Genomic DNA, 24986 nt, shown 5'->3' on the forward strand with positions numbered 1-24986 from the left:
ATGTTCATCGTGTTCTGGCTGGTCGTCGCCGGCATGGTCCTGCTCAGCACCGTGTTCGCCCGCGGCAAGGTGAAGGGACTGATCGTCGACACCAAGCTGTTCAAGGTCGACGGCGCGTTTGCGCTCGGCTCGGCCGTCATCTGCGTGGTGCTGGCCACCATCTACGGCATGTGGTGGTAGAACTCTCGGAGCAATAGAAGGCAGCCTGCGGGCTGGCAAAGGACAGCCCCCCAGGCTGTCCTTTTTTTATACTTTTCACCAGGGTATATCAACTTCGTATATACGCTGGTGAAAAACACAATGGTTGTACTCCTTGCAACGCGACAGAATGCCGGTCAGTCGCTTGATTGGTTCGCTCGACGCACCAACAAAGTCGACAACAACACATAAGTCCAAACGACAAAAGCAAGGAGATTACATGCAGCAGAAAACCCTGAGCGTACTCGTACGCTCGCTCTTCCCATTGTTGGCCCTCCCCGCAATTCCCGCCCTCGCCCAGCAAAGCGCACCGGCCGAACCGCCCGCCGGCGGCGACACCGCCGTGCAGCAGGTCGTCGTGTCCGGCATCCGCGCGTCCGTGCGCAGCGCCCTCTCCGTCAAGGAGAACTCCAACAGCATGGTCGAAGTCGTCGCCTCCGAAGACATCGGCAAACTGCCCGACACCACCATCGCCGAATCGCTGGCGCGCCTGCCGGGCCTCGCCGCCGGTCTCGATCGCGGCAACGCGAGCCAGATCGTCGCGCGCGGCATGGGCGAACGCTTCATCGGCGCCACGCTGAACGGCCGCGAACTCGCTTCGTCCGAGCCGAACCGCGCCGTGCGCTTCGAGCAGTTCCCGTCCGAGTCGCTGTCCGGCGCCATCGTCTACAAGACGCAGAACGCCGACCTGGTCGAAGGCGGCGTCGCGACGACCATCGACCTGCAGACCGTGCAGCCGCTGAAGTACAACGGCCGCCAGGCGTCGCTGAAGGCCGACGCGCTGTACTACCCGCTGGCGAAGGACGTCGACGCGCAGACCGTGCGCCCGCGCCTGGGCGGCATCTGGATCGACCAGTTCGCGAACCGGAGCGTAGGCGCGGCCGTCGCGTTCAGCTACCAGAAGCAGCCGTCGATCGAGGAACGCAAGAACCACTGGGGCTTCAACGAAGACCACTCCGCCGACCTGAATGGCGACGGCAAGGTCGACAAGACGCCGTGGGGCTTCGAGGATGAACTGAAGAGCGGCACCAATGAACGCAGCAGCGTGCTGGGCAAGCTGGAATGGAAGGCGAGCCCGGATGCCCTGATCACGGCCGACCTGTACTTCGCCCGCAACAAGATCCGCGAACCGAGCGTGCAGCACTGGACCGGCGACGTCGGCAACTGGGACGGCTGGCAGACCGGGAATTACTCGAACGTCGACATCCGCGACGGCTACGTCACCGGGGCGACCGTCAAGGACGTCAGCCTGACCACGCACAGCACGCGCTGGATCCAGAACATGGACAACTTCGCCGGTGGCCTGAACGGCAAGTTCAACGTGGGCGACTGGAAGGTCGAGGCGGACGTCGCGACGTCGCGCGCGAGCCGCGCCAGCCAGTGGGCCGACGTGCGCAATACCACCGCGAATAACGGCACCCTGTCGTGGGCCTTCACCGGCAACGAGCAGCAGTCGTATTCGTACAGCCAGGACACGGGCAACCTCGCGACGTTCGGCGCACCGCAGCTGGTCATCGACAACGACGGCCACGTGCACGACCGCCTCGATTCCGCGCAGCTGAGCGGCGCGCTGCCGCTCGACCTGGGCCCGGTCAGCCGCATCAAGATCGGCGCGCGCTTTGCCGACCGCGAGAAGTCCTACCGCCAGACCACGTGGAACATCTCGCCGAACAATGCGGCGATCCCGGCCTCCGCGTACACGACCATCAACGTGCCGGGCTACTTCCCCGCGCTGATGCTGAACGATTTCGAAGGCACCGTGTCCTCCACGTTCGGTCCGGGCGCCCTCGATGCGGGCGGCCGCACGCCGACCGCGAACGACCTGCTGGCCGGCTGGCGCGTCAAGGAGCGCACGAGCGCCCTGTACGCCCAGGCCGACCTGGACGGCGAGATGTTCGGCCTGAAGTACCGCGGCAATGCGGGCGTGCGCGTGCTGCACACCAGCCAGACGGGCGAAGGCATGGAGTCCGTCAACGGCGCCGCGCCGACGGCGGTGTCGGGCGGCGCGTCGTACACGAAGGCCCTGCCGAGCATGAACCTGATCTTCGGCCTCGACGAAGAACAGAAGCACCAGGTGCGCTTCTCGCTGGCCCGCGCCATGTCGCGCGCGCCGATGGACGAGATGCGCGCGTCGCGCCAGATCTCGATGGACACGACGCCGGGCTCGCAGCAGCCGCTGACGGGCAGCGCCGGCAATCCGGGCCTGCTGCCGATGATGGCCAACCAGGCCGACCTCGCGTACCAGTGGTACTTCGACAAGGGCTCGCTGTTCTCGGCCGCGCTGTTCTACAAGCAGATCGGCAGCTACATCGGCATCACGACCGACACGACGACCATCGGCAACCGCCAGGCGGTCATCACCCGCTCCATCAACGGCGAAGGCGGCTACGTACGCGGCCTGGAACTGGTGTACCAGCACGCGTTCACGCGCCTGCCGGCACCGTTCGACGGCCTGGGCGTCGCCGCGAACTGGTCGTACAACGAGAGCGACATCCACGAGTACACGAATGACTACCCGATGGAAGGCCTGATGCGCAACAACGGCGGCGTCACGCTCTGGTACGAAAAGAACGGCTTCGAGGCCCGCCTGTCCGCCAACTACCACAGCCCGTTCGTGCGCATGCCCCGCTGGACGGCCGGCTACATGGCGGAAAACGGCGAGGAGACCTACGTTACCGCGAACTTCTCGTACTACCTGACGCCGCAGCTGCAGCTGCGCGTGGGCCTGGACAACATCACGAACCAGAAAGTGGTCTACACGCAGAACGCGAACGCGTACATGCAGAACGTGATGGAATACGGCCGCCGCTACAACGTGGGCCTCTCGTACAAGTTCTGATGATGACGATGACCCGACCCACGCTGCTCCGCGCCGCCCTGCTGCTGGCCTTCGCCGGCCCCGGCATGGCGGGCGCGGAACAACTCCTCACCGTCGACGCGACCGCGCCGGCGCCCGATCCGCGCACCGGCACCATCAAGCTGGGCACGGCGGCGGCGCCGGGCGGCCACACGCTCGGCATCAACAACCAGTACCTCACGCGCGACGGCAAGCCCTGGCTGCCGGTGATGGGCGAGTTCCACTACACGCGCAGCCCGGCCGCCAGCTGGGATGCGGAACTCGCCAAGATGAAATCGGCCGGCATCGACATCGTCGCCAGCTACATCATCTGGAACCACCACGAAGCGGCCGAAGGAAAATTCGACTGGTCCGGCAACCGCGACCTGCGCCGCTTCGTGCAGCTCGCGCACAAGCACGGCCTGGACGTCGTCGTGCGCGTCGGCCCGTGGTCGCACGCCGAGGTGCGCTACGGCGGCTTCCCGGACTGGGTGGTCGACGCGATGCCCACGCGCGGCAACGATCCGACCTACCTGCGCTTCGTCGAGCGCTACTACCGCGAGATCGGGCGCCAGCTGGACGGCCTGCTGTACAAGCAGGGCGGCCCGGTCATCGGCGCCCAGATCGAGAACGAGTACAACCTGGCCGGCCCGGGCCGCGGCGCGGAGCACATCCGCACGCTGAAGGATCTTGCCGTGAAGGCGGGCATCGACGTGCCCTACTACACCGTCACGGGCTGGGACCAGACCTTGTACCCGTCGGGCGAAGTGACGCCGGTGTTCGGCGGCTATCCGGACGAACCGTGGGCGACGAGCACGAAGGAACTCCCGCCCAAGGAAACGTACGCGTTCCGCTTCGACACGCGCGTGAGCGGCGACCTCGGTGCGCAGACCCGCGCGAGCCAGCAGGGCACGGCGGAAACGGACATGGACAAGACCCCGTTCCTCGGCGCGGAATACGGCGCGGGCCTGCCCGCGATGTACCGCCGCCGCACGCTCGTATCAAGCGACGACATCGCCTCGATGCTCCCTGTGCAACTGGGCTCCGGCGTCAACCTGATGGGGTACTACATGTTCCACGGCGGGCGCAATCCCGTGGGCGGCACGACCCTGGAAGAGAGTACGAAGAGCGGTGGCTACAACGACGTCCCCGCGATCAACTACGACTTCAACGCGCCGCTGGGCCCGGACGGCCAGCAGCGCGACGTGCTGGCCAGCCTGCGTCCGTTCCACTGGTTCCTGCACGACTTCGGCGCGCGCCTGGCGCCGATGACCGTGCGCAAACCGGACGTGGTGCCGAAGGATCCGGCCGACCTGGGCCCTCCCCGCTGGTCCGTGCGCAGCCGCGGCGATGCCGCGTTCCTGTTCTACGATGGGCACATCCGCCAGTATCCGACGCCCGCGCGCGAACAGGTCCGCTTCGTGGTCAAGCTGCCCGGCGGCACGGTCACCCTGCCCCGTCAACCCGTCGACCTGCCGGCCGGCGCGTACTTCGCCTGGCCCGTCAATTTCGACTTAGGTGACGAGCGCGGCCAGCGCCTGACGTATGCGACGGCGCAGCCACTCGCGCAGCTCGATGACGGCACGTGGGTGTTCGCGGCGCAGGACGGCGTCCCCGTCGAATTCGCGTTCGGCGAAAAAGCCCGCGGTTGCGTGCAGGCCCCGCATGCGCACGTCGACGAGCGTGCCGGGGCGGTCGTCGTGGACGGCATCCGGCCCGGCCTCGATGCGGCGTTCACGCTGCGCTGCCCGGGCGCGACGCCGCTGACGGTGCTCGTGCTGTCGCAGGCGCAGGCGCGCCAGGCGGCGATCGGCACGTTCCAGGGCCGGCGCCGGCTCGTGCTCAGCGAGGCGCAGGCGTACTTCGACGGCGGGCGGCTCGTACTGCGCAGCGCGGGCCAGCCGCACGTGCGCGCGGCCGTCTATCCATCGACGACGCTGCAGAGCGCCGGCCGCGACGGCCTGTTCCAGGTGTTCGACACGACGCTGCCGACGCGCGCCGTGGCGGTGGCCGTCAAACCGCTGCGCGACGCCCAGCCCGCACGCCCGGTCCGCATCGGCGGCAACGCCAACGCGGCCGTGCAGCCGGATCCGGAAGCATTCGGCGCGTCGGCCGCGTGGCTGCTCGATGTCGGGGCGGCGAATCGGTCGAAGGACGTGGACAGCCTGCTGCTCGACATCGACTTCACGGGCGACGTGGCCCGGCTGTTCGACGGCACGCGCATGGTCGACGACTGGTATTACAACGGCCAGCGCTGGCAATTCGACCTGGGTAACCTGCCGCAGAAACGCCAGGGTCCGCTGACCTTGACCGTGCTGCCGCTGCGCGCGGATGCGCCGATCTACCTGCCGCGCGAGCATCGTCCGGACTTCGGCGGCAAGCCGCAGCTGGCCGAGCTGAAGGGCGTGAAGGTGGTGCCGGTCTACCGCGTCGAGATCGGCAAGTAGTCGATACCCCCACCGGTGGGGCGTGACCGTCCATGGCGCGAATGTCAAGATGCGCGCCATGGACACGTCAACCACCCGAACTATCCCGCTCCCGCGGCGCGGCGCAACGCTCGATACGGTCGAGCGTTGCGTCGTCAGCGCCGCACGGTGCCTGCTCGAACAGCAGCTGGGCTTCGTCCCGGCGTGGGCGGTACTCGGGGATTACCTCGGCAGCGTTGGCGTGCGTGTCATCGCAACTTTGGCCCGTGCCGTCACTTCCCGAGGAGAACCATGATCTTTCACGCTTCCATCCCCGCGCGCGATCCCGAGCGCGTCGCCGCCGTCATTGCCGAGATCTGGGGCGGCCAGTCGTTCCGCTTCCCGCCCTGGCCCGGCGCGTGGGTCGCGATGGCCGGCGACGTGCGCGGGTCGATGGTCGAGGTCTATCCGCACACGCTGCCGATGGCGCCGGGGAACGGCGCCGGGATGGCCCGGCCGCATCCGGACGCCGCCCCGCGCCCGTACGCCTGCTTCCACCTGGCCATCGCGACCGAGCGCTCCGTCGAGGAGATCGTCGCGATCGGCCGGCGCGAAGGCTGGCGCGCCGTGCCCTGCTCGCGCGGCGGCGTGTTCGACGTCGTCGAGCTGTGGCTCGAGAATGGCCTGATGTTCGAGGTGCTGACGCCCGAGATGCAGCACGATTACCGCAAGGGCGTGAACCTGGACATGTGGCGCATCACCCGCGCGGAGGAACCGATGCCGGCCTGACCCGCCGTATGGCCGGCACGCCGGCCGCGCGTCCGAGCCGTACGTGGTCGAAGCGCTCGTCTTTCACATCGTCCAGCACGACGGGCGGCCGCGCATCCGGCGCCGCCGTGCGCAGGTCGGCGTGATGCACCTCCACGTTGCGCGCGTGGCGCACGTACAGGCCGTAGGCCGGCGTCACGCCGAACATGCTCGGTTCCGGATAATGGTCCGGTACCTCGGGCGGCACGCGGCGCGCATCCGCCGCCGTGCCCCCGCCGCCGTACACGATCGTGATGTTCGACAGCCGCACGTCCTCGACGGGCGCCTCCGGCAGGCCGGCCACGATAGCCGCGTACGGCGCATTCGCCTGCGACGCGACCACGTTGCTGATGTTAACCCGCCGGATCGCCCCGACGCGTGTGCCCGCGGGCGCGCGCATGCGCCGGCCCAGGCGGATGAACAGCGGCGCCGTCGTCAGGTCGCGCATGGCGAGGTTGTCGACCGTGACGTCCTCGATGACGGCGCCGTCCACGCTTTCGATCGCCAGGCCGCGGCAGTGCTCGAACACGCAGTTCGCGATGACGATATTGCGGAAGCCGCCGTTCGATTCCGTGCCCAGCTTGATGCGGCCGCACACGCCCTCCTCGTCCGGCGCTTTCAGCTGCGTCTTCTGATAGGTGCCGTCCAGCAGCGTGCCGAGGTCGAAGCCCGAGACCTGGCAGCCCGTGATCGTCACGTGCTCCGTGTAGCGCGCGCGGCCCAGTGCATAGGAACTCTTCAGGCAGATCGCGTCGTCGTTCGGCGTATTGACCGCACAGTCGCTGATGCGGACATTCCGGCAGCAGTCGATATCGAAGCCGTCGCGCTCCGTGTCGACGGTGAGGTTCGCGATCGTCAGGTTGTCCACGCCCGTCGCCAGGACGGCAAAGTGGCCGCACTTGAGCATCGAGAAGTCGCGCAGGAGCACGTTGCGGCAGTTCTTCAGCGCGATCGCCTTGTTGCCCTTGCCGTCCATCTCCGCGCCGAACACGGCGCCGGACTTCCTGCGCTCGCCCATCGGGTCCTTGCCGCCGAGCGAGGACGGCATGTCGCCGGCGTTGAGCGGCCGGTTCGCGCCCGGCCCCGAGCGCGTCAGGCCGCGGCCCCAGATGCGGCCCGGGCCCAGGATCGCCACGTCTTCGAGAGACTCGCCCCAGATCAGCGAGTTGTGCCAGTGGCTGTGGCCGAAGTCCTGGTAGGCATCGTGCGGGTTCGGTTCTGCCGGGTCGTAGCGACCCTGGCCATCCGCCGGGTCGGCCGCCACGATCACGCTGCCGGCGTCCAGGTACAGCGCGACGCGGCTTTGCAGGCGGATCGAAAAGCTCAGGTAGCGGCCGGACGGGAAACGTACGGTGCCGCCGCCGGCGGCGCTCGCCGCGGCGATGGCGGCATGGATGGCGTCCGTGTCCAGCGTGGTGCCGTCGCCGCGGGCGCCGAACGTACGCACGTCGAAGTCCGCGGCCAGCGCCGGTGCGCACACGGCTGCGCAGGCGGCGCCGAGGCCCTGCAGGAGGCGGCGTCGGGTCGTGTCGAAGGAAGTCATCGCATCACCTTACCATCGCCACGCCGCGCCGAATGCGCAAGTTGCTGAGCAATTGGTTGGGTCATTTTTTTCAATACCGGCCCGCGTGCCGCCGCTATCGTCTGCCGCATCCCTCGACATGAAAGGAAACGCAGATGAGCATGTTCGCTTCGATGGCCGCTTTCGCCCTCGCCACCTCGATCTCTCCGGGCCCCGTCAACGTCGTCGCCCTCGGCAGCGGCGCCCGCCACGGCTTCACGGCCAGCCTCGCCCACGTCACCGGCGCCACCGCCGGGTTCTGCCTGCTGCTCGTGCTGGCCGGGCTCGGGCTGCACGAAGTGGTCGCCGCCTGGCCGCAGGTGACGAACGTCGTGCGCTGGGCCGGCGTGGTCTTCCTGCTCTACATGGCGTGGAAACTGGCGGCCGACGCGGGCGAGCTGGATGCGGGCGAAGCCGCGGCGCGGCCGACGATGCTGCAGGGCGCCGCCCTCCAATGGCTGAGTCCCAAGGCGTGGCTGGCCGCGCTGGCGGGCATGGGCACGTATGCGTCCGACGGCGCGCCGTCCGCCGTCTGGCTGTTCGCCGCCATCTACTTCGTCGTGTGCTGGCTGTCGGTCGCCGCGTGGGCCTGGGCCGGCAGCCGTTTGCAGGCCTACCTGCGCACGCCGCATCGGGTGCGCGTCTTCAACCGGACGATGGCCGGCATGCTCGTGGCGAGCGTCGTCTGGCTGGCTGCCGCCTGACGCTCAGTCGCGGTACTGGCCCGGCGTGGCGGCGGTCATCCGCTTGAACACGCGCTGGAAGTGGGCCTGGTCGGCAAAGCCCACATCGAGCGCGACCTCGGCGATGGGCGCGCCGGCCCGCAGCCGCGCCTTCGCGTACTGGATGCGGCGGTTGGTCTGGTATTCGTGCGGCGCGACGCCGTAGCGCTTCTTGAAGGCGCGGATCAGGTAGGAGCCGGACAGGTTCGCCGCCTCGCACAAGTCCTGCAGCGGCAGGGCGTCCGCGAAATGCGCGTCGATGTGGCGCGCGACGCGTGCCACCTTCGGCGCGACGGCCTCCGGTACCGATCCGGGCGCGAGCGCGCCATCCAGTTGCGCGACGAAATCCACGACCGCGGCCTCGCGTTCGGCGGTGCCGCGGCGCGCATCCGCCAGCACGGCGAACAGCCGCACGCCCGCCGCCACCAGGTGCGGCGCGCGCAACGCCGCCTGTGCATACGGGCGGAACGCGGGATCCGCCAGGCCGCGCACGCGCGCCTGGACGCGGCCCAGCCACACGGGATCGAAGTAGAACATCACATAGGACCACGGCGCCTCGTCGACCGGATTGCAGCCGTGGACGTCGCCCGGATTGACGACGACGACGGCGCCCTGCTCCACCACCTCCGCATGCGCGCCGTTGACATAGGTGCTGCGGCCGCCCGTGATGACGCCGACGGAATGCGTCTCGTGCCAGTGGCGCCCGTAGTGCAGGCCGCGCCCGTCCGCGACGTGGCGCGCTTCGATGAACGGCAAGGCGGGGTCGCGCCAGAAGACCTGGGCGGCGGGATGGCGGTCGGGTCGGGACATGATCGTGCGCTTTGAAGATCGACCATCCATTCTAGCAGCCGTGACAAAGCGTGCATCTTTTCGCGACGCGATCCGGTAAGCTGCCGGCCGTCGACACTTCGGGATCATCGCCGTGACAAGGATTCAAGCGTGGCCACCCTTGCACGTGCCCTCTTCGGCCGCAGCGCGGAAACGGGCACGCAGATCCGTGAACTCGGGATCCTGTTCGATCCGGATGGGCGGGTGCGCAAATTCAGGTCGCAGGATATTCGTGTCCAATAGAATGCCTGGACAAACAAGAACCGAACTGTTTTCAAGGTGAATCGATGGCGCTGATTAAACACGCGGGCGTGAATTGCACCGACGCCTACAACAGCATTTTTTCCGACGCTCACATTCGTTGCGCGAGCGGGAGCAGCGTGCGGGACGAGCCGCATTTCGTGCGGGACCTGATCTCGGAGCAGACCGTTCGGCGATTGAATGCAGAGTCGCCCAGTCTGTACGACCAGAACGTCAACGCCGTGAATTTCCGGGCGACTTTCTTGCACGGTTCTCCGTATGCGAAGTTCACGGCCGGCCAAGAAAACCCGAGGTGCGAGCTCGCGGATGGGATGTTCGTCGTTTACGTCACCGAACCGGCGGGCAATGGAATACACAGGGTCACCCGCAGGGCCGCCTGCTTGCTGATGGTGAAGCGCTCCGGCGACCAGCGTCCCCTCACGTTCCCGTACGATCCCGTCAACGGTCCGGACCCGGTCGGCACCGACCATTCGCAGTTCTACCTGTTCCATCGATGGCCGCGATTCGAACTCCAGACAGGGTACGCCTCACGGCCGAAAGGCCACGGCTTCTACCAGATTGCCGTGCCGCCCAATGGCGCCGGTGCCGCAGCCCACGATATCGGAAAATTTGGTGTCCTGTGGGACCACGGCTCCGGAAGGACGACGTGGAAGACCAATCAGAACTCGGTTCACTGGCTTGCGGGCGAGCCGATACCCGGCACCCCGGTGGACCCGGCCCATGAATCGCTAGGCAAATTACTGGAAGATCTTGTCGATGGCGCAACGGGCGCAGGGCGCGAATTCAAGCCGGCGCCGTCCAATCCTGGCGGCTGGGATGGGCTGATGGGCACGTTGCTGGGCTACCCCATCGCAGGGCCGACCGCGCCCGGGGCAGCGCCGCTGACCGTGGACAGCATCATGGCGAAGTGGACATGGGGCGGCAAGCAGAAGCGCGACGTCAATCCGCTTGGGCTGGGTTTCCTCGCCCAACATCGAAGCCCGATCGGATTGGACGTATTCGAGGCGCTCGATACGGTCCGGGGAACGATTGCCCAGCACGCTCGTCAACTGGCCCTCGGAGATTTCGACCATTTACCATTCCATGCGCGCCATTCATTTCCGCTTCACTATCTCAACGATGCGATGAAGCCAACGCCGCCACACTTTTACGACCTTGCGGGTGAAGCGCCGCCGCCCCGGTTTCCCGTGCTGATCGCTACGGTGACCCGGTTCAGATCCGACGAGCTGCCTTTGGAGAGCCGCGCTCTCACCCTGGAACAAAGGGCAACCGCGACCGACCGTGCGATCGAGCAAGCATACGACTTACTCTGGTACCTGAGCTGAACTTGCGCCCACGGGCCGTTGGCGGCGGCCAGGTTCCGCCCGGGTGCTCACCCGCGCCAGGCCCCGACGAACGCCCGCGCACGCGCGGCCAGGTCGTCCGGCGTCACGCCGGGCGTGAACAGCTGGCTGCCGATGCCCGCGCCCGTCGCGCCGGCCGCCTTCCACGCCGGGATCTGTTCGGGCGTGACGCCGCCCACGGGCCACAACGGCGTATCGGCCGGCAGGACCGATTTCATCGCCTTCAGCCCGGCCGGGCCGATCGATTCGGCCGGGAACAGCTTCAACGCATGGGCGCCCGCATCCAACGCGGCGAAAGCTTCCGTCGGCGTCGCGATGCCGGGCGCGCACAGCATGCCGGCCGCGCGCGCGTGCGCGATGACGGCGGGATTGCAGTTCGGGGACACGAACAGCCGGCCGCCCGCCTGCGCGACGGCGTCGACGTCCGCCACGCTCAGCATCGTCCCGCCGCCCACGATGGCGTCCGGCGGGGCCATCTCGACGAGGATGCGGATGGCGTCGAGCGCGCCCGGCCGGTTCAGCGGCACTTCGAGCAGGCGCCAGCCGGCGTCGAACAGGACGCGGCCGACGGCGCCGGCGTCGGCCGGATCGAGGCCGCGGAGGATTGCAACGAGGGGCAAGGCAAAATTCATGAGGGAATCCGGTCGAGGAAGCGCGCCAGTGCGGCGCAATACACGCGGTCCGGATCGAGGCCGGCGAGCGTGGTGCCGAAATGGACGGCCGCGCGCGCGTAGCGGGCCCGCAGCACGGGAGATCCGATGCAGGTCGGCGGCACGCCCCCACCCGTCAGCCCGACCGCGGCGACGAATTCCGTCCCGACGAGCAGGCCGCTGACGAACGAGCGCGCCTGCGCGGCCGGCATGGCGCCCGAGACGACGCGCGCACGGACGCCGAACAGCGCGTTCGACAACGGCGCGCCGCGGCGGGCCGCATCCAGGCCGGTGACGAATGCGCTGTCGTCGTCATGCGCGCCCGCCATCAGCGGCGCCAGCGTGCCGTGTGCGGACACCATCGCGAACAGCTCGCCCGTCATGAACGTGGCGATGCGGCGGATGACGCCGTCCGCCAGATGCACCCACTTGCTGTGCGTGCCGGGCAGGACGAACCAGCCGTCGCGCCGGCCCAGCGCCACGGCGCCCAGCAACTGTGTCTCTTCGCCGCGCATGACGTCGACGTGTTCGCCGCGCTGCACGTAGCCGGGCACGATGAAGCACGGACGGCCGGCGCGCGGGTCGTCGACGCGGACCACGTGGTCGGGCAGCGCGTCCAGCGGCACGCCGATGTCGAGATAAGGCACTTCGCGCCAGCCCTGGGCGCTGCCGACCATGCCGGAGGCGACGGCGGGAATAGCCGGATCGACGCCCATCGCCGCCACGAGGGCCGCGAAGGAGCCGGCGAAATCGGGGCGCACGGCGAGCATGCCCTGGTCGTCGGCGCGCGTGGCGAGGCAGGTGCCGGCGGCGTCGACGAGATAGGCGCGGCGGTTGCTCGAGCCCCAGTCGATACCGAGCAGGCGGTGTGATGCGGATGAAGCCATCGCGCCAGCTTACACCGATTTGATGTACGTGACGCGCGCCGTCGGTTTCGGCCGCGTGGCCGTCTCGCGCAGCGCGCCGAGCATGGCTTCCGCCGCCGGCGACAGCTGGTGATGGCGGCGCGTGATGATGCCGTAGACGTCCATCCGCAAATTCAGTTCGTACGGCAGCACGGCCAGCAGGCCGCTGTCCAGGTAGGGCTTGACGAGTTCGACCGACATGGGCGCGACCATGTCGCTGCCCAGCAGCAGCGTCGTCACGACGGGCAGTTCGGCCGTCGACACGGTCTCCGCGGGCTGCTCCAGGCCTTGCGTGAGGAACAGGGACGCCATCCGGTCGCGCACCATGCTGCCGGCCGGCGGCACGATCCACGCCTGCTGCGCGAGTTCGGCCAGGTCCAGCCCACGCGCGCCCAGCAGCGGGTGCCCGGCGCGCACGATCAGGCTGTGCGGCTCGTCGGTGATCGGCTCGAAGTGGAATTCGTCGGCGATGGAACCGTCCACGACGCGGCCGATGACGATGTCGAGGTCGCCCGCGCGCAGGCGCTCGACGAGCTGCTTGCTGCTGCCGACCTCGATCGACACGTTCAGGCGCGCATGCCGCGTCTTGAGCAGGGTGACGGCGGCCGGCACGAGGGTCGTTGACGGCGTCAGGATCGCCCCGACCGCGACGCGCCCGCGCAGGCCGGACATCAGTTCCATCACTTCCTGGTACGCGGCGTCCATCTCGGCCAGCGAGGCGCCGGCGCGGCGGATGAGCACCTTGCCGTACCACGTGGGCTCGACCCCGCGCGGCAGGCGCTCGAACAAGGTGACGCCCAGCGCGTGTTCCAGTTCGCCGAGCAGTTTAGACGCCGCCGGCTGCGTGAGGTTCGCGGCCTGCGCGGCCTGCATGATCGACCCGTGCCGGCCCAATTCGACGAGCAGGACGAGGTGGCGCGTCTTCAGGTAGGCGCGGACGAAGCGGTCGGAGCGGGGATCGGACATGGCAGAGCGGCGTAAGCCTCGAAAGTTTCCACAATGATAGTTGCCCATCCGCTCAGGGTCAAACTCGGGAATAATACTTAGTGCGGCTTACCTGCCAGCGCCGCCCGCGCGTCGATCGGATCAGTCGAACTTGACGAGGTCCTTGAAGATCAACTGCCCCCAACTTGGCCCGCGCGCATGCACCAGCAATCCGCCTTCTGAAAGTCCACCGAGCTTTATCGGCGAGAAACCGAGATTTTCCGCAAGCGCGGCGACCTCCGATGCGGCGTCGCTATCGTCACTCGCCAGGAAGACGACCCGCCTGCCACCGTGTACGGACGGGTCCTGGCCGAGCACGCCAGCGACGAGATGGTTGAAGCCTTTCACCAGCCTGGCCCCGGTAAACCCCTTCGCGACAAAAGCGGAGGACGGGAGACCGTCCAACGCTTCAAGCGGAGCCTGCGTGTTCATCACGTCGATGATGGTCTTCCCGTTCCAGTCGGCCAGGGCTTGTGCGACCTCCGGGTGCGACTCGAACCGGACAGCCAGAAAGATGATATCCGCCTTGACGGCTTCCGCCAGGGTTTCGGGAATGATCGTAGGCCCGATGGCGGCCGCCTCGGCGGCAAAGCTGCGCGGGTCGCGGGTGCTTGCCACAGCCACTTCGATGCCTTTGCGGGCGAACGCCTTGGCCAGTGCGTGGCCAATCTTGCCGAAGCCAATAATTGCGTAACTCATATGTTTCTCCTTCGTTCCTGGGGGCGGTCAGAGCTTGTAACCACCACTTGCTTCAATAGTTTGGCCCGTCACCCAATGACCCTCATCGGAGGCCAGGAACGCCACGACGGCGGCGATTTCCGAAGGCTCGCCAAAGCGGCCCAGGGCGATTTGGGCCTCGACCGCCTTGACGAGTTCGGGATTCTCGCGGAAATCGGCGTTCGCGTCGGTTCGCGTGAAGCCCGGCGCGACGGCGTTCGCCGTGATGCGGCGCGGCCCCAACTCGATTGCGAGCGTGTGGGTCAGGGTGTTGATGGCCGCTTTCGCCATCGAGTAAACGGGCGCAGCCGTCACCGGCTTCGTGGCTGCTGCGGAAGAAATGTTGATGATGCGTCCGCCATCGGCAAGCCGATCGAGCGCGGCCTGAACGATGAAGAACGGCGCGCGGGCGTAGACGGCCATCAGCGTGTCCCAACTTTCCGGCGTGGCGTCCTTGAAGCCAAGCCAACCGGAATTGCCGGCGTTGTTGACCAGAATGTCGAGCACTTTGCTACCGTTCCGTTGCGTGAACTCGTCGTCGAGTCTCGCAAACAAGGCCGGGACAGTGTCCGGATCGACGAGATCCGCATGGATCGCGAACGCGGCGCCTCCCGCTTGCTCGATCGCCGCGACGACCTCGTCGGCACTGGATTTGCCGGCGTTATAGGTCAGTGCCACAGTCGCACCGTCCTTTGCGAGACGTTCGGCGATTGCGCGGCCGATGCCCCGCGATGCCCCGGTGACGAGAGCTGTCTTTCCCTTCAGTGATCGTGTCATTCGAATTCTCTCCTCAGAGCTGTGCCAGGCCACCGTCGACGGCGACCTCGCTGGCGGTCATGAAGCTGCTGTCCGACGAGGCAAGAAAGGCGGCCGCCGCCCCGATCTCTGCCGGATCGGCCATGCGCTGGAGCGGTGTCATCGCGCCGTACGCCTTCTGGCCCTCTTCGCCTAGCGCCTGCTTGGCGAGTTCGGTCGCCGTCGCCCCCGGCGACAGCACGTTGACCCGGATGCCGGTGCCTTTCAAATCCTCCGCCCAGGTCCGGGCAAGATTGCGCACCGCCGCCTTGCTCGCGCTGTAGGCCGTGAATCCCGGGGCTCCCGTGGTGCCGGCGCTCGATCCGGTCAGGATGATCGACCCGCCTGGGCCCATCAGCGGCAGCGCCTTCTGGACCGTAAAGATCGTCCCCTTCACATTCGTGTCGAAGGTGTCGTCGATGTGCTCGGCGGTGATCTGGCCGAGAGGAAGTGGACTTCCCGCCCCAGCGTTGGCCAGGACGATGTCGAGGGTGCCGCGCTCGGCCTTCACCGCCGCGTAGAGTCGATCAAGGTCAGCCAGCTCGGAGACTGAGCCGGGCACGGCGCGGGCATTGGGCCCGAGGGCGGTGACAGCGGCATCGAGCGCGTCCTGACGGCGCCCGAAGATGAAGACGAAGGCGCCTTCCTCGATGAAGCGCTTGGCCGCGGCGAGGCCGATGCCGGTTGCGCCCCCGGTGATGACGGCGGTCTTTCCATGTAGTCTGTTCATGTCGTGTGCTCTTTCATAGGCGTTGCGCGGGCGCTGGAAAAATTCCAGCTGGCGCTGTATTATGCGGATCACCGATCCACATAATCTACTATATGGATCACTGATCCACTTGTCAAGGGAACTTATGCGAGCCGACGCCCAAAAAAATCGCAATCAAATCCTCACGGTCGCGCGTGACGTGGTCGCCGAGCATGGCGCCGAGGCCTCGATGCGCGATATCGCCCGCCGCGCCGGCGTAGGCCTGGCGACATTGCTTCGTCATTTTTCGACACGGGAGGCCTTGTTCGAGGCGTTGCTGTGCACCCATCTGGACACACTGACTCGGAAGGCGGACGAACTCGAAAGCTCGGCCTCGGCTGACGAGGCACTTCTCACCTGGTTTCGGGAACTGGTGGCATTCACCCGCAGCTACAGAGGCGTTGTCGCCATGATGGCGGCCGCCCACGCCAATCCGGACTCCGCGCTTTATGCGTCATGCGCCGCAGTGCACTCGGCAGGCGCGCGGCTGCTGCAGCGTGCCCAGGACGAAGGAACGGCACGCGCCGACATGACCGGGGACGACCTGTTCGCGCTGATAACGGCGCTCGGCTGGACGGTCGATCAACCGTCGTTTGCGCCGCGCGCGGACCATCTCGTCAAGTTGATGACGAGCGCCATCCTGAAAAGCTGACCTGGCGCCGATGCAAAGTGCGCACGGGATTGCGGCAGTTGGCCGGCCCCGTGAAAACCGGACCTGCCCTAAATGCGGAGCGCGAGGGCCGTCGCAAAGAAATCGGTTACTGCGCGCACGCGGGTGGGTACGAAGCGGCGCTTGGGCCAGACAAGGCTGATATCGCGCGGCTCGTGGATGAAATTATCAAGTACCGTCACCACGTCCGCATCACGGAATTCCTCGACAAGAGATGCCCGATGGAACATTCCAATCCCCACGCCGGCTTTCACGCCGGCCAGAATGGTTTCGGCGCTGTTGGATGACAGGTTGCCGCGCACCGGCACACTGAAGCGGCCTTGGGGCCCGTAGAAATTCCACTCGGTCATTTCGCCGTAAATCAGGCAGTTGTGGTGGGCCAGGTCGGCGGGCATCCTTGGTTGTCCGCGTTGTTCGAAATAGCGGCGCGCGCCGGCGCAGATCAAGGACGTGCCCGCCACACGGCGAACGACGGAATCCGGATCGTTGACCATCGTCAGTCGGATCGCCAGATCGATGCGGTCTTCAACCATGTCGCGCAGCGCGTCGGACAGTACAAGATCCACGCGCAAGTCTGGATGGCGCACCAGCAATTCTGGAATCAGTGGCAGTACGTGCAGGCGTGCGAACGTCGAAGGCGCCGCGATGCGCACGAGGCCCGAAACGGCCAGTGTGCTGCTGGCCAGTTCGCTGTCTGCGAACTGAATCTCCTCGAGCAGCGGCTTGGTACGCTCGTAGTACCGCTGCCCTTGCTCGGTGAGCGTCACCTTTCGTGTGCTGCGATGAAGCAGTGCTACCCCGAGTCGCTTTTCCAGGGCGTTCACCGCCTTGCTGACGGCAGACTGCGACTCACCTCGCTTGCGTGCCGCTGAGGAAAAGCCGCCGGTCTCCACCACGGCGATGAAAGCATGCAATTCCTGGAACTGATCCATTCTATTTTGGAATAAGTCTTATGAATATTTTGCGGATTATCACTTAGCGGACACTAAATTACCATCCTCTCGTCAACTTTTTGTATGGGAGAGACTCTGTGACTTACGCAATCATCGGCTTTGGAGAAGTAGGACAGGCACTCGCCAGTGCCTTCGCCCGCATGAACATGGACGTAGCCGTCGCTGCGCGGCGTACACCTGACGCGTTGGCGTCGCAAGCGTTGGCCATTGGCGGATCAGTTCGACCGAAGACCTTGGAAGACGCCCTGCAAGCCGACGTCATCTTCCTCGCTGTGCCGTTCCTGGAACATGCAACCGTTGCCAAGGCGCTGCCGAACTGGCAGGGCAAGACGATCATCGATGCGACCAATGCCTATGGCGTGCCGGTCGACGTACTGGACGGCCAGCCATCTACCGCCGCCATCGCCAGGGCATTCGTCGGCGCTTCGGTCGTGAAAGGCTTTAACCATCTTCCTGCCGGTGTGCTGGCCGCCGATCCACGCGTCAAGGGCGGGAGACGCGTGGTCTTCCTGTCCAGCGACCACGACGAGGCAGTGCCGCAGGTCGCGGCGTTGGCCGAACGCCTCGGCTACGCGCCGGTATGGCTGGGCAAACTCGGCGAAGGCGGTGCGCTGGTTCAGGCGCGCGGACGCAGTTGGGCACCGCTGATCTTCCAGGACCTCGTCAAAGCAGACTGACGCGGCGAGCGCATCGATTCAAATCGCGCAATGAACTCATCAGGTTGCATAACATGATCGACAAAGTCATCTGGCCCGAACGCTACCATCCGGGCATCTCGTCCATCTACGCCCTCAACGACATCGACGTGAATGCCCCGCCGGAAGTCGTGTGGAAACTGCTGGTCGACGCGGCGCATTGGTCGAATTATTTTCCTCCTGAAGACCAGGTCAACATCCTCTCCGGCGAATCCGAGTTGCGGCTGGGTACGCGCTTTCACCGCGTCACGGTTGGCTATCCGATGAGCTTGACCGTAACCGAGTGCATTCCGAATCATCGACTAGCATGGGAGACTACCGTCGATGCGGACGACACCGGTTCCAGCGCGTACCACGGCTGGGTCATCACGCCAACGGAAAAGGGTTGCCACGTGCTGACCGAGGAAACCCAGCAAGGAGAGTTCTTCCTCGATGTGATCGGCCACGAATATCCCGGTGCGCTTTATCGCTACCACCAGGACTGGATTGAACGCCTCGCTCGCGCGGCGGAAACGGCATTAACAGAATCGGAGCAATAACATGAAAATCGAACTTGAAAACCGCACAGCCGTCGTGACCGGCTCCACCGCCGGCATCGGCCGCGCGATCGCTGAAGGACTTGCACGCGCGGGCGCGTCAGTCGTGATCAATGGGCGCACGCAGGAACGCGTGGACGCGGCGCTCCACGACATGCGCGCGCTGCTACCAAACGCCAAATTAAGCGGCGTCGCCGCCGACATCGCCACACCGGAAGGTTGCGCAGCGTTGATCGCACGGGTGCCTGACACCGACATCCTGGTCAACAACGCGGGCACCGCCCGTCCGAAAAACTTCTTTGACCAGACTGACGAAGAGTGGCTCGACCTGTTCCAGCTGAATGTGTTGAGCAGTGTCCGGTTGTCGCGGCATTACATTCCGAAGATGACAGCGCGCGGCTGGGGCCGCGTGGTTTTCATCAGCAGCGAATCGGCATTGAACATTCCGAAGGAAATGATCGACTACGGCATGACCAAGACTGCAATGCTGGCGGTGTCGCGCGGCTTGGCCGAACTCGTCGCCGGCAGCGGCGTGACCGTCAACGCCGTGCTGCCCGGTCCGACGGATTCGGAGATTCTGTCGAACTGGATGAAATCCACAGCTCAGGAGCAAGGCATCACGCCCGCCCAGGCCGAGCAGGATTTCCTGAAAACGATGCGTCCGACCACGCTGATCCAACGCTTCGCCACCACCGAGGAAGTGGCGAACATGGTAGTTTATGTCGCCTCGGAACAGGCATCGGCGACGACAGGTTCGGCTTTACGTGTCGACGGTGGTGTCGTTCGCACAATTACCTGATTCGCTAGGCAGCAGCGGTGGAAAAGCGCGCATCTTCACGGGCCCACAACTGCTAAGCTGCAAGGATGAATGCAAAAGTAATGAACCGACGTATCGGTTGGGCGATTGCGGCCATCGCGGTCGCGCTGCCCGTCGTCGTCCCCCACGCCAGACCCGCCGCCCCAGATGGCGTGTCCTGCGGGCTCGGCCTGCCGCCCGGCGCTCCCGGCTTCGCGGAAGCCCAGGCGAAGCGAGCTCTCGAAGCCAAAACTAACGGCTATCTGAAGGTATGCGAGGCAAACCTGGAGCGCTACCGCATTGCATTCCGACCGTCCGCGCCGATCATGGCCGATTTGTCATTCCAGCCGGTGAACCTCTCTGGCACGCAGTTCGCCAATTTCAAGAGCTTGGGTGCGATGATCGAGCCCGACAATACTCCGCATACGCGCTTGTACCGCGGCTTTCTCATGCCCGACGGTCATAATGTGACGCTATTCGAGCAAGACATGTCCGTTGATGGCACCCGTAGTTGGCGTGCCCCGGAGGATGAGCCCGAACGCATCAACAGCATGCCGGCACGGCTCAGCGTGTTTCAGGCACCTTCCGGCAACGCGATCTCGCACCTGTCCTGGGTCGAGCGGCGACGTGCTTACGAACTCTGGATCGATGCCAACGTTGTAGATACACCGCTGCGTCAGCAATTATTTGCGCTGGCGGCATCGCTTCCGCCTTCGGTCCCGGCTTGCCCGAACGAAGCGCCGCCCAAGCCCGCACGAATAGGTGCCGATGGTTTTCCGGCAGATGAGCCGATGCTGATAACGCTGACCCAGGCGGAAATCGATGGCATGTCCGACAGGAGCAAAAGGCCGTGTAAATAACGACCAACGCTTGCAGGCGAATCCCCGGATTTTAAACGTCCGCAAGGGGGCGGCTGAGGAGCTTCAGCAATGGCTGCTGGCGGCCAATCGGCCTTTTAACTACGAAATAATGGATTCTATGAGCGATTCACCCGATAAAAAAGTTAGCAAGTTCATGGGTGTCGGGATTTGTTTTGGAGTGGCGATTGGGTGCGCAATTGGCGTCGCGATCGGCAATCTTGCTCTCGGCATTGGTCCAGGGGTCGCAATTGGAGTTGTTATTGGCGCCTTGATTTCGAAGTCCCGGCGCTAGATTTTGCATTGGGCCGTCAATATAGCGCTGTTATTTTGCATCGAAGATTATGCACGACTTCCCCTTTGGCGCATCGCTTCGTACGGTCGGGAAGTATCCGGTTTAGGATGCAAGAATTTTCGTTTTGGGGTATGTGCCAGCGCGGCACAAGCACGCTGGCTTAGAACGCCTAACAAAACCCTCTAGTTGCTCTGCAGTCAACAGCCGGGTACGCTGAGCCTTGCCGACCGCCCGCAATCGGCCAGGAGCGGACGGAAGCCTAGCCCCCCGAGAAGGAAATCATGGACTACCAACTCGTTCTCCAGTTCAAAGCGAACGCGATTCCGGACTTCGACTTACTGGTCACGCTCGAAGAGAATTTACGGCGAGTCGTAGAGCCGATTGCCGAGGTAGACGGACATGACATTGGCAGCGGAGAGATAAACATATTCGTTCTTACCACTGATCCAGTTGCAACGTTTGAACGAGCTAAAACGCTTCTCTCGGACGCATCCCTACTGCACAAGGTTGGCAGTGCTTACCGAGACCTGCGTTCCGATAAGTACACCATTGTCTGGCCCGAGAGTTCGACGGAAGCCTTCACGATCGCTTAGTCCGCTTTGGGTCGACTGCCGCCCGTGGTGACAGTTCGCGGATTTTGCAAAGAGGCAAGGCGCTACGCTGAGTCCGACGGCCTGATCCGGCCAGGAGCGGACCTTGCAGTAACAGGAGCAACCAATGGAATTTTTTTCTAAAGCGAAGCTGACGCATGACCCGCTTGGCTACCCCAAAAAATTGAGCCCGGAGTTCTCTGGAGCACTGCGGACGTTCAGTTTCTGGATCGCAAATGGGAGTGTCGGCCATCCTTTGCTTGAAGGAATAGACTACCGACCGGCGATGCTTGAGTCGCCCAGTTTGATGGAACAGGCCTACGCCATCTTTGCGAATGTCATCGAGCTTTCCCCCGACGGGCTCCCAGTGAACGCCAAATACGCTGAGTATCGAGCTGCGCAATACATCCGCAGCTACTGTGACCCGGCGTACGTCGTTAATCCGCCATTCAAAGGTTGGGAGGTCGAACTATTCGGCGCCCCACCTCGCAAGGACGGCAAGCCTTGACCTTCAGGTATCGAACTTTGAGACCGTCCGCTTTGGGTCGTAAGCGGCCTGTCGTGACAGTCCGCGACTTTTCCAGCTCGGCAACCTGCTATGCTGAGCCGAACCGCCGGGATCGGCCAAAAGCGGCCACAGGATCTTTATGCGCGTTATCGAACTGTCGTATTCTTTACATAACGAATGTGGATGTTTTTCGAAGAATGACAACGAAGAGTTATTTTCAGAAGCAATCTATTGGACTCGCTGCGCTCGCCTCAACGCGTGACTGGGCAATTTTCTTAGGCGTTGTGCTCGGTTTTCTAGGTTTAGCAGAAGCCGCCTTGGCATGGTCATACTTGGACAAGGACGATCTGCAAATCATATTAATCGGTACATTTTTAGGAATGCTGCCTTCGATCTTGATGTGCTTGCCGGTGTATGGGACCGTCGACGAAATGTCACGCGATGCGCTTGAATCTTTCCTGCGGTCGAGCAAGTTCGTTTGTTATTCCAAACGAAACGAAACTCTGTTCTGTACTCAAAACACGCCCACATGGATGCGGTGGGACTCAAATCGCGTGACGATTAGGCCTCTATCTAACGGACAGTTAAGTGTAACAATGCCACTCTACTGTTATCGAATTCTTATGCAACGGAAATGAGCCGTTCAGCTGCCAACGTCCGCAGTGGGTCGATAGCTGACGTACGCAGGCTCAGTCAGGGCACTAACATGGCCTCCGTGTTTGTAAACGGACTGATGCTATGGCCCGCGCACTTCCTCCCGAAGACCTGTGCTCGCTTATAGCAGATCATCTCTGACTGGAATCCTGTTTGCTGGTGGATGAGCTTGGGCGTCCCCTAGTGGCCCAGATCTCAGGTGCGCGGCTACACGACTCGCGTTTCCTCATCCCTTTCGTCGAGTCGATCCCGGCAGTTAAAGGGCTGGCGGGCCGTGCCCGCAAACGTCCAGGTAAGCTGCATGCCAATCGAGCGTACGCTTCGAGAGCCCATCGGGCCTGGCTGCGCAGTCGAGGCATCGCAGCTCGTATCGCGCGCTACGGCGTGAAGTCGCGCGAAAGGCTTGGACGGTGGCGTTGGGTCGTGAAGCGGACCTTGGGTTGGCTACACCGCTCCCGCAGATTGCGCATTCGGCATCAGCGACGAGCAGACGTGCACCAGGCGTACGTGTCGCTTGCCGGCTCGCTCATCTGTTGTCGATATGTAGAGAGGTTTTGTCAGGCGCTCTTAATCCCGATGGCACGACACGCGCACGTGCCCTCGCGGTCGCAAGCAAGCCGACCATTCAGAGTGGGAAGAACAGGATTCGGGCTTTCATGACTTTCAGTTGCTCCGACAACAGCAGCCCGGCACGCTGCCCCATGCTGACCGTCCGCTATCGACCAAGAGCGGACCGATTGCAAAGCCGCTACCGGTAACTCATCACGCAGTCCGCTCGGTTCGTCACACGCCTGCCCATTGAGCCCCAATCTGATCGACACTTCCCGCGCAGCCCGGGACGGGGCGCAAATGTAAATCATTCAAGGGGAAGGCCGTGCGTACATGTTTCTTGATAAGTCTAGCTGCTCTTTTGATAAGCTTCGCGCCCGCCCGAGCTGCGACCTGGCAGCCGTCGCCGGGACATGTGCAGATTGATATCTGGCCCGGTGCGGTTCCCGACGCGGCGCCCACCCAGCAGCCAGAATCGGTCGTCGCTGCGGCAGGACACGGTGGATGGGCACAGGTCAATGACGTGAGCAATCCAACGATGACCGTGTACTCGCCGAAGGGCCTGAACACCGGAGCCGCTGTCATCGTATTTCCCGGTGGAGGATTCCGAGTCCTGGCCATTGACCTGGAAGGGACGGAAATCTGCGACTGGCTGACATCACGTGGGATTACCTGCGTATTGCTCAAATACCGCGTCCCCGGTGGGAACGACTACTGGGATGAAAAATGCAGATGCAGGATCTTTCCAAAGATACCGCTTGCACTGCAGGATGCCCAGCGGACCATTAAGCTGGTGCGGTCGAAGGTAACGGAACTGAACCTGAACCCGCGAAAGATCGGTGTAATCGGCTTCTCGGCCGGAGGCTATCTGGTCGCCCAGACCAGCAACATCGTGGCGTCTGCCTATGCGCCGGTCGACGCTGTGGACAAGTTAAGCAGTCGCCCTGACTTTGCGATTGCGCTTTATCCGGGTCACCTGTGTCGCGCCGGAGCACTCGAACCAAGCATTCGCGTGACGAAGGACACACCGCCCACATTTCTATTGCAAGCTTGGGACGATCCGGTCGATCCTATCTGCAATAGCACACTGTACGCCCGGGCGCTCAACCAGGCAGGTGTGCCGGCAGAGGTTCATCTTTTTGCAAAAGGAGGGCGCGCCTTCGGTCTTCGGGAGAAAGATCACCCTTTAGCAGCTTGGCCTTCGTTGGTGGAAAACTGGCTCAAGGAAACCGGTGTCCTATAAGTGTAGCAAGGTCAATGCCGGCTTCGGGTCGATAGCGGACGTACGGACCCAGTCCGAGCACCAGGAAAGCGGCCGGGCGTCCAGTCGCTTTTAGTCGTGATACACCTGGCTCCTGCCCCCATCCACGAGCAGATCCGCCGCATTCACGAACCGCGCCTCGTCGCTGGCCAGGAACAGCGCCGCGTTCGCGACGTCCTTCGGTTCCCCGATCCAGCCGCACGGCAGCAGCGCGGCCTGGCGCCGGCGTTCTGCCTCCGGATCGGGGCAGCCGGCGAGCCACGCCTCGATCCGCTCCGTCATGATCAGGCCGGGCGAGATCGAATTCACGCGGATGCCGCGCGCCGCGTACTCGACGCCGAGCGAGCGCGTGAGGCCGATCAGCCCGTGCTTCGCGACGGGATACGGGAAACAGCCCTTGATGACCTTGTGGCCGTGCACCGATGCGATGTTGACGATGCTGCCGCTGCCTGCCGCCAGCATGGACGGGAGCACGGCGCGGCACGCGTTCCACGCGCCTTCCAGGTCGAGCGTGAGGCAGCGCCGCCAGCCTTCCGCATCCAGTTCCAGCGGATCGGAAAACACGTTCACGCCCGCGTTGTTGACGAGGATGTCGACCTGCCCGAAGCGTTCCAGCGTGCGCGCCGCCAGCCGCTCCATCGCGGTCGGATCCGTGATGTCGGCCTGGACGAACAGGCTGCGTGTCCCGCCCAGTTCCTCGTGCAGCGCCCGTGCGGCCGCGTCGTCGACGTGGCTGTTGATCACGACGCGCGCACCTTCCTCCATGAAGCGCCGCGCGACGGCCGCGCCGATGCCCATGGTGGAGCCGGTGACGATCGCCACCTTCCCTTCGAGTCTTCCGTTCATCTCTTCCTGCCGCTTC

The 24986-nt window shown here is 64.6% G+C and carries 26 protein-coding genes and 1 pseudogene; 17 read left to right on the forward strand and 10 right to left on the reverse strand.

Features of this window, described 5'->3' with window-relative positions; translation table 11 throughout:
* The 4 genes and pseudogenes from QPK29_RS00005 to QPK29_RS00020 all read left to right on the forward strand — a co-directional run.
* A pseudogene (locus QPK29_RS00005) lies at positions 1–180 on the forward strand (sodium transporter); the annotation flags it as partial.
* Positions 181–418: 238 nt separating this feature from the next.
* Positions 419–3037, forward strand: a complete 2619-nt coding sequence (locus QPK29_RS00010) for a TonB-dependent receptor (protein WP_371769177.1) — start codon at positions 419–421, stop codon at positions 3035–3037.
* Positions 3038–3045: 8 nt separating this feature from the next.
* Positions 3046–5481: a beta-galactosidase gene (locus tag QPK29_RS00015; protein ID WP_371769178.1), complete on the forward strand. Its 2436-nt coding sequence runs from the start codon at positions 3046–3048 to the stop codon at positions 5479–5481.
* Positions 5482–5751: 270 nt separating this feature from the next.
* Positions 5752–6228, forward strand: a complete 477-nt coding sequence (locus QPK29_RS00020; protein WP_371769179.1) for a hypothetical protein — start codon at positions 5752–5754, stop codon at positions 6226–6228.
* Here the strand turns inward: QPK29_RS00020 and QPK29_RS00025 are convergent.
* Positions 6197–7789 (reverse strand): rhamnogalacturonidase, encoded by a 1593-nt coding sequence (locus QPK29_RS00025; RefSeq protein WP_371769180.1) that lies wholly within the window; start codon positions 7787–7789, stop codon positions 6197–6199. The two genes, QPK29_RS00020 and QPK29_RS00025, sit on opposite strands and share 32 nt — an antisense overlap.
* 134 nt (positions 7790–7923) lie before the next feature.
* On the opposite strand from QPK29_RS00025, the gene QPK29_RS00030 reads away from it, so the two are divergent.
* A complete protein-coding gene (locus tag QPK29_RS00030) occupies positions 7924–8511 on the forward strand; it encodes a LysE family translocator (RefSeq protein WP_371769181.1) in 588 nt (195 codons plus the stop codon).
* 3 nt (positions 8512–8514) lie between these two features.
* On the opposite strand, the gene QPK29_RS00035 is transcribed toward QPK29_RS00030, so the two are convergent.
* Complete coding sequence (locus tag QPK29_RS00035) at positions 8515–9339, reverse strand: helix-turn-helix transcriptional regulator (protein WP_371769182.1); 825 nt, start codon at positions 9337–9339, stop codon at positions 8515–8517.
* Positions 9340–9468: 129 nt separating this feature from the next.
* Between QPK29_RS00035 and QPK29_RS00040 the strand changes: the two genes are divergently transcribed.
* Positions 9469–9600, forward strand: a complete 132-nt coding sequence (locus QPK29_RS00040) for a hypothetical protein (RefSeq protein WP_371769183.1) — start codon at positions 9469–9471, stop codon at positions 9598–9600.
* Between the two features lie 44 nt (positions 9601–9644).
* Positions 9645–10943, forward strand: a complete 1299-nt coding sequence (locus QPK29_RS00045) for a hypothetical protein (protein WP_371769184.1) — start codon at positions 9645–9647, stop codon at positions 10941–10943.
* Positions 10944–10990: 47 nt separating this feature from the next.
* On the opposite strand, the gene QPK29_RS00050 is transcribed toward QPK29_RS00045, so the two are convergent.
* The 6 genes from QPK29_RS00050 to QPK29_RS00075 form a co-directional block, all read right to left on the reverse strand.
* A complete protein-coding gene (locus QPK29_RS00050) occupies positions 10991–11593 on the reverse strand; it encodes a 2-dehydro-3-deoxy-6-phosphogalactonate aldolase (RefSeq protein WP_056129809.1) in 603 nt (200 codons plus the stop codon).
* Positions 11590–12498: a 2-dehydro-3-deoxygalactonokinase gene (locus tag QPK29_RS00055; RefSeq protein WP_371769185.1), complete on the reverse strand. Its 909-nt coding sequence runs from the start codon at positions 12496–12498 to the stop codon at positions 11590–11592. The genes QPK29_RS00050 and QPK29_RS00055 overlap by 4 nt, the downstream gene beginning before the upstream one ends.
* 9 nt (positions 12499–12507) lie before the next feature.
* On the reverse strand, positions 12508–13482 hold the full coding sequence (locus QPK29_RS00060; RefSeq protein WP_056129803.1) for a LysR substrate-binding domain-containing protein: 975 nt from the start codon (positions 13480–13482) through the stop codon (positions 12508–12510).
* Between the two features lie 120 nt (positions 13483–13602).
* Complete coding sequence (locus QPK29_RS00065) at positions 13603–14199, reverse strand: NADPH-dependent F420 reductase (protein WP_371769186.1); 597 nt, start codon at positions 14197–14199, stop codon at positions 13603–13605.
* A 27-nt stretch (positions 14200–14226) separates the two neighbouring features.
* Positions 14227–14994, reverse strand: a complete 768-nt coding sequence (locus tag QPK29_RS00070) for an SDR family NAD(P)-dependent oxidoreductase (protein ID WP_371769187.1) — start codon at positions 14992–14994, stop codon at positions 14227–14229.
* A 13-nt stretch (positions 14995–15007) separates the two neighbouring features.
* Positions 15008–15742 (reverse strand): SDR family NAD(P)-dependent oxidoreductase, encoded by a 735-nt coding sequence (locus QPK29_RS00075; RefSeq protein WP_371769188.1) that lies wholly within the window; start codon positions 15740–15742, stop codon positions 15008–15010.
* Positions 15743–15866: 124 nt separating this feature from the next.
* Here QPK29_RS00075 and QPK29_RS00080 point away from each other — a divergent pair, with 124 nt between their 5' ends.
* Entirely contained in the window at positions 15867–16412 is a 546-nt protein-coding gene (locus QPK29_RS00080) for a TetR/AcrR family transcriptional regulator (RefSeq protein ID WP_056129793.1), read from the forward strand.
* A gap of 68 nt (positions 16413–16480) precedes the next feature.
* On the opposite strand, the gene QPK29_RS00085 is transcribed toward QPK29_RS00080, so the two are convergent.
* The gene (locus tag QPK29_RS00085; protein ID WP_371769189.1) at positions 16481–17362 is read right to left on the reverse strand and encodes a LysR family transcriptional regulator; all 882 of its coding nucleotides are present in this window, start codon (positions 17360–17362) and stop codon (positions 16481–16483) included.
* 98 nt (positions 17363–17460) lie between these two features.
* On the opposite strand from QPK29_RS00085, the gene QPK29_RS00090 reads away from it, so the two are divergent.
* The 9 genes from QPK29_RS00090 (at position 17461) to QPK29_RS00130 (ending at position 24106) form a co-directional block, all read left to right on the forward strand.
* On the forward strand, positions 17461–18060 hold the full coding sequence (locus QPK29_RS00090) for an NADPH-dependent F420 reductase (protein WP_371769190.1): 600 nt from the start codon (positions 17461–17463) through the stop codon (positions 18058–18060).
* A 53-nt stretch (positions 18061–18113) separates the two neighbouring features.
* A complete protein-coding gene (locus tag QPK29_RS00095; protein WP_371769191.1) occupies positions 18114–18617 on the forward strand; it encodes an SRPBCC domain-containing protein in 504 nt (167 codons plus the stop codon).
* Between the two features lies 1 nt (position 18618).
* A complete protein-coding gene (locus QPK29_RS00100; RefSeq protein WP_371769192.1) occupies positions 18619–19413 on the forward strand; it encodes an SDR family NAD(P)-dependent oxidoreductase in 795 nt (264 codons plus the stop codon).
* Positions 19414–19493: 80 nt separating this feature from the next.
* Positions 19494–20270, forward strand: a complete 777-nt coding sequence (locus tag QPK29_RS00105; protein ID WP_371769193.1) for a hypothetical protein — start codon at positions 19494–19496, stop codon at positions 20268–20270.
* Positions 20271–20280: 10 nt separating this feature from the next.
* Positions 20281–20562, forward strand: a complete 282-nt coding sequence (locus QPK29_RS00110) for a hypothetical protein (RefSeq protein ID WP_371769194.1) — start codon at positions 20281–20283, stop codon at positions 20560–20562.
* 281 nt (positions 20563–20843) lie between these two features.
* Positions 20844–21155, forward strand: coding sequence for a hypothetical protein (locus tag QPK29_RS00115; protein ID WP_371769195.1), 312 nt, complete (start codon positions 20844–20846; stop codon positions 21153–21155).
* 124 nt (positions 21156–21279) lie between these two features.
* Positions 21280–21660, forward strand: coding sequence for a DUF7677 family protein (locus QPK29_RS00120; RefSeq protein WP_371769196.1), 381 nt, complete (start codon positions 21280–21282; stop codon positions 21658–21660).
* Between the two features lie 813 nt (positions 21661–22473).
* Entirely contained in the window at positions 22474–22974 is a 501-nt protein-coding gene (locus tag QPK29_RS00125) for a hypothetical protein (protein ID WP_371769503.1), read from the forward strand.
* 304 nt (positions 22975–23278) lie between these two features.
* The gene (locus QPK29_RS00130; RefSeq protein WP_371769197.1) at positions 23279–24106 is read left to right on the forward strand and encodes an alpha/beta hydrolase; all 828 of its coding nucleotides are present in this window, start codon (positions 23279–23281) and stop codon (positions 24104–24106) included.
* 90 nt (positions 24107–24196) lie between these two features.
* Here QPK29_RS00130 and QPK29_RS00135 read toward each other — a convergent pair whose 3' ends face one another.
* Positions 24197–24970 carry an SDR family oxidoreductase gene (locus QPK29_RS00135; RefSeq protein ID WP_160408198.1) on the reverse strand — a complete coding sequence of 258 codons (774 nt, stop codon included), beginning with the start codon at positions 24968–24970 and terminating at the stop codon, positions 24197–24199.
* Positions 24971–24986: the final 16 nt, after the last annotated feature.

Origin of the sequence: Massilia orientalis, assembly GCF_030411975.2 — a bacterium.
Taxonomy (GTDB): Bacteria; Pseudomonadota; Gammaproteobacteria; order Burkholderiales; family Burkholderiaceae_D; genus Telluria; species Telluria orientalis.

Coding starts and splice junctions, on each gene's coding strand:
- QPK29_RS00010 (WP_371769177.1), top strand. CDS start 419: ATGCAGCAGAAAACCCTGAGCGTACTCGTACGCTCGCTCTTCCCATTG.
- QPK29_RS00015 (WP_371769178.1), top strand. CDS start 3,046: ATGACCCGACCCACGCTGCTCCGCGCCGCCCTGCTGCTGGCCTTCGCC.
- QPK29_RS00020 (WP_371769179.1), top strand. CDS start 5,752: ATGATCTTTCACGCTTCCATCCCCGCGCGCGATCCCGAGCGCGTCGCC.
- QPK29_RS00025 (WP_371769180.1), bottom strand. CDS start 7,789: ATGACTTCCTTCGACACGACCCGACGCCGCCTCCTGCAGGGCCTCGGC.
- QPK29_RS00030 (WP_371769181.1), top strand. CDS start 7,924: ATGAGCATGTTCGCTTCGATGGCCGCTTTCGCCCTCGCCACCTCGATC.
- QPK29_RS00035 (WP_371769182.1), bottom strand. CDS start 9,339: ATGTCCCGACCCGACCGCCATCCCGCCGCCCAGGTCTTCTGGCGCGAC.
- QPK29_RS00045 (WP_371769184.1), top strand. CDS start 9,645: ATGGCGCTGATTAAACACGCGGGCGTGAATTGCACCGACGCCTACAAC.
- QPK29_RS00050 (WP_056129809.1), bottom strand. CDS start 11,593: ATGAATTTTGCCTTGCCCCTCGTTGCAATCCTCCGCGGCCTCGATCCG.
- QPK29_RS00055 (WP_371769185.1), bottom strand. CDS start 12,498: ATGGCTTCATCCGCATCACACCGCCTGCTCGGTATCGACTGGGGCTCG.
- QPK29_RS00060 (WP_056129803.1), bottom strand. CDS start 13,482: ATGTCCGATCCCCGCTCCGACCGCTTCGTCCGCGCCTACCTGAAGACG.
- QPK29_RS00065 (WP_371769186.1), bottom strand. CDS start 14,199: ATGAGTTACGCAATTATTGGCTTCGGCAAGATTGGCCACGCACTGGCC.
- QPK29_RS00070 (WP_371769187.1), bottom strand. CDS start 14,994: ATGACACGATCACTGAAGGGAAAGACAGCTCTCGTCACCGGGGCATCG.
- QPK29_RS00075 (WP_371769188.1), bottom strand. CDS start 15,742: ATGAACAGACTACATGGAAAGACCGCCGTCATCACCGGGGGCGCAACC.
- QPK29_RS00080 (WP_056129793.1), top strand. CDS start 15,867: ATGCGAGCCGACGCCCAAAAAAATCGCAATCAAATCCTCACGGTCGCG.
- QPK29_RS00085 (WP_371769189.1), bottom strand. CDS start 17,362: ATGGATCAGTTCCAGGAATTGCATGCTTTCATCGCCGTGGTGGAGACC.
- QPK29_RS00095 (WP_371769191.1), top strand. CDS start 18,114: ATGATCGACAAAGTCATCTGGCCCGAACGCTACCATCCGGGCATCTCG.
- QPK29_RS00100 (WP_371769192.1), top strand. CDS start 18,619: ATGAAAATCGAACTTGAAAACCGCACAGCCGTCGTGACCGGCTCCACC.
- QPK29_RS00105 (WP_371769193.1), top strand. CDS start 19,494: ATGAACCGACGTATCGGTTGGGCGATTGCGGCCATCGCGGTCGCGCTG.
- QPK29_RS00115 (WP_371769195.1), top strand. CDS start 20,844: ATGGACTACCAACTCGTTCTCCAGTTCAAAGCGAACGCGATTCCGGAC.
- QPK29_RS00120 (WP_371769196.1), top strand. CDS start 21,280: ATGGAATTTTTTTCTAAAGCGAAGCTGACGCATGACCCGCTTGGCTAC.
- QPK29_RS00135 (WP_160408198.1), bottom strand. CDS start 24,970: ATGAACGGAAGACTCGAAGGGAAGGTGGCGATCGTCACCGGCTCCACC.